Genomic DNA, 3,466 nt, shown 5'->3' on the forward strand with positions numbered 1-3,466 from the left:
GCTGACTCCAAATCTAATGCACCAGCAAAACAAACTTAAAATGAAAACCTATAAAACTAAATACAGCATCAAAAACGTTTTTGATGCTGTTTAATTAATCTATTTTTGTCTAATAACCTGTATCGATTTTTTAGGACTAGTCAATATATTTAAATCCTGATAGAAACTATCAGGATTTTTTATTTGACTGTGTCGGAAAAAAAGGATAACTTCGTTAATCCCGATAGCTATCGGGACTATATGAATCATTAAAAACGATTTCATATATAGTTAAATCAACCTCCCAACCAACATTTTCCGAGTTAGAAGCTATTTGGCTTCTAAACTCCTAACGGTCAAATAGCGAAAACTATCTTTGACCACTAAATAATTTCACCATGCAGAAACAAAAGGACCCTCCTACTACTTCATCAAGCAATTTTAGCTTTCAAAAAAAGGTATGGACAACCGCTGCCATTTTTGCCTTCCTGATAATAATGTTACTGCTTATCAATGCCACTTTCAATGTTCTTTTATTGATATTGGCAGGCAGCCTCATTGCTGTTTTTTTTAGAGCCTTAAGTTCCATAATTCAACGTAAAACAAAATGGAAAGAAGGTATTTGTGTTGCTATTTCCATTATCAGCACACTGCTGATTGTCGCCGCCTTATTCTGGCTGATTGGTGCAAAAGTACAGGTACAGATCATAGAATTAATGGATACGCTTCCCAAAACCATTGACAAAGCAAAAGCTTGGGTGAACGAAAGCAGTATGGGCCAAAAAATTTATGATCAAATATTTTCCGAAAAATCAATAGACAAAGCCCAGTTATTTTTACCGGGATTTTTTCAATCAACGTTTGGTGTATTGGGCGATGTATATGTGGTATTATTTATAGGCATATTTTTTACCATCTCTCCTCAAACCTATACCAAAGGCTTTGTGCAAATCATACCACTGCAAGGGCAGCAAAAAGCACAACAAGTATTAGATACATTAGGGGAGCAACTCCGCAAATGGTTGAAAGGAAAATTGTTTTCCATGTTGGTTGTTTTCATACTAACAGCCATTGGCTTGGCTATTATAGGAATGCCGCTTTGGCTTGTGTTAGCCCTGTTGGCCGGGCTTATTAGTTTCATTCCAAATTTTGGGCCCTTGCTGGCTTTAATACCTGCTGTGTTAGTAGCTCTTATGCAAAGCCCTCAAACGGCACTTCTAGTAGCAGGTCTCTACATCTTGATACAGTTTATAGAGAGTAATTTTATCACCACGGTTATTCAAAAAAAATTGATAAACATGCCACCTGCTCTTATTTTGATAGCACAGTTATTTATGGGGGCTTTAACCGGTGCATGGGGATTGGTTTTGGCTACTCCTGTCATGCTGATAATTATTGTGTTGGTGCAAGAGCTGTACATCAAAAACAGAAATAAAGATCCGGAACCATCACCTGCTAAGGAGTGAAAACGACCGTGTTAAATAGTAAAATAATGGATTAAGAATACATCCACTAAATTTAAAATCATATATGGAAACTTCAGGTCCTATGGAAGAAAAAGAATTGGAAGACATAAAAAAGGATAAAAAAGTACAAAGGGCCTTGAGTGAAAACTCAACTTCTGTACAAAAGGAAAGCGCTGTTGTTTTAAAGAAAGAGGCTCCCTGGTTGGGAATAACCGCCATCCTATTCTTAATCTTTGGTGCCATTTATTTTCTTTTAGGATGGGAACGTTTACCGATTTCCAGCATCTATATTCCGCTGGCGCAAAAAATTGTAATGGCTGCTATGTTGATTTCTTTAGTATTGTCGGCAACAAAGCTTTTGAAAAAAATAATTAACCGCAAAATTGAAGATAAAACCACGGTGTTTAACTTCGACCGTATTGCCAATTTGTTTGCGAGCCTGCTCATACTCGGCATTATCCTTTCGCTGCTGTTTGCAAATTGGTATGCCGCTATGGTTTCATTTGGCATCGTATCACTCATACTTGGTTTTGCTTTACAAAATCCTATCACCAGTTTTTTTGGCTGGCTGTACATTCTCATCCGTAAGCCTTACGAAGTGGGTGACCGCATACGAATAGGCAATGTGTATGGCGATATAATCAATGTAAGCTATATTGATACAACACTATGGGAGTTCAATGGCGATTATCTATCAGGCGACCACCCTAGTGGACGCATTATAAGATTTGCTAACTCAAAAGTATTCAGTGAATATATATATAATTACTCATGGCCACTATTCCCATTCATCTGGAACGAAATGAGTTTGTTCGTATCTTATGAAAGCGATTTCAAATTTGTCAGCGATACCGTAAAACGTATTGTTGAAACGGAAATTGGTGAAGCCATGGTGAGACGGGTAAAGCGCTTTAAAATCATTTTGAAGGACACTCCTGTAGATGAGCTGGACGTAAATGAATATCCTTCCGTTATTTTAAGAGCTCATAACAATACTTGGGTAGAAGTGATGGTGCGATACTTGGTTGAGCCAAAAAATTCAGGGAGGGTTAAGAAGAAACTCTTTGAAGTTGTGATGGAGGAACTAAAGAAACATCCGGAAAAGGTCATGTTTCCTAATGCAAATATACAGTGATGACCTAGACAAACGAAACCTTTTTAAAAGCACTCAACATAAACATATATATTCTGAATTCCCTTTGGTACATGGTCTTGCACCACAAAATTTTCGTGAATTTAGGGCGTGATTGGGTAAGCGGGTTTGATAAACTTAACTTTGTCAGGAAAAAAGTCGAACTTCGTTTAACTTCTGATATATTTCATATCATCTGGTTATGCCCAATTAAAAAACAGACAGCATTTCAATAATTTTGTATTAACTAAAATAAAATACCATGAATTACAAGTTTGCATATTCAATTGGCTTTCACCCCTGGGAGGATGCCGAACGCCACAATCCATTTGTCGAGAAAATCACAAAGATCTTCGAGCGAGAAGAAAGTGGCAAAACTGCTCCTTATGGTAAAGCACTCGATATTGGTTGCGGTAGCGGTATATGGGCAATCCGTTTGGCACAACGAGGGTGGGATGTTACAGGTATTGACATAGTTGATAAAGCACTGCAACGAGCTGAAGAGCGTATAAAAAATGAAAGTGTGAATGTCAAACTTGTTAAGGATGATGTAACCGAACTTCACAAAATTGGAAACGGCTATAAATTACTTTTAGACACCGGAACTTTCCATGGATTGAGTAGTTCACAACGAATTGCAATGGGAAAGGCAATAAATAATATTGCTGCTCAAGATGCGATAATACTTTTACTTGTATGGGACCCTAAATGGCGAGCCTTTTTGCCGAGCGGAGCAAGTCGTAAAGAAATTGAAATGTGCTTTCCCAATTGGGCGATAACTCATGTGGAACCTGCTGCTGATAAGCCAGAGGCAATCTATAAAATTTTGAAAGCAAATGAACAATGGTATCGACTTTGTCGCAAATGAATTTGAACTACATAATTAACT

The 3,466-nt window shown here is 37.5% G+C and carries 3 protein-coding genes; all 3 read left to right on the top strand.

All coding sequences use genetic code 11. The features are described 5' to 3' along the window. The first annotated feature begins 377 nt into the window (after nt 1-377). The 3 genes from CSW08_RS00115 to CSW08_RS00125 all read left to right on the top strand — a co-directional run bounded on the left by CSW08_RS00115 (nt 378) and on the right by CSW08_RS00125 (nt 3,445). On the top strand, nt 378-1,445 hold the full coding sequence (locus CSW08_RS00115) for an AI-2E family transporter (RefSeq protein ID WP_106657881.1): 1,068 nt from the start codon (nt 378-380) through the stop codon (nt 1,443-1,445). A gap of 82 nt (nt 1,446-1,527) precedes the next feature. After that, on the top strand, nt 1,528-2,580 hold the full coding sequence (locus CSW08_RS00120) for a mechanosensitive ion channel family protein (protein ID WP_203226820.1): 1,053 nt from the start codon (nt 1,528-1,530) through the stop codon (nt 2,578-2,580). 259 nt (nt 2,581-2,839) lie between these two features. Next, nucleotides 2,840-3,445 carry a class I SAM-dependent methyltransferase gene (locus tag CSW08_RS00125; protein WP_106657883.1) on the top strand — a complete coding sequence of 202 codons (606 nt, stop codon included), beginning with the start codon at nt 2,840-2,842 and terminating at the stop codon, nt 3,443-3,445. Nucleotides 3,446-3,466: the final 21 nt, after the last annotated feature.

This window comes from Confluentibacter flavum, assembly GCF_002843175.1.
Classification (GTDB): Bacteria; Bacteroidota; Bacteroidia; order Flavobacteriales; family Flavobacteriaceae; genus Confluentibacter; species Confluentibacter flavum.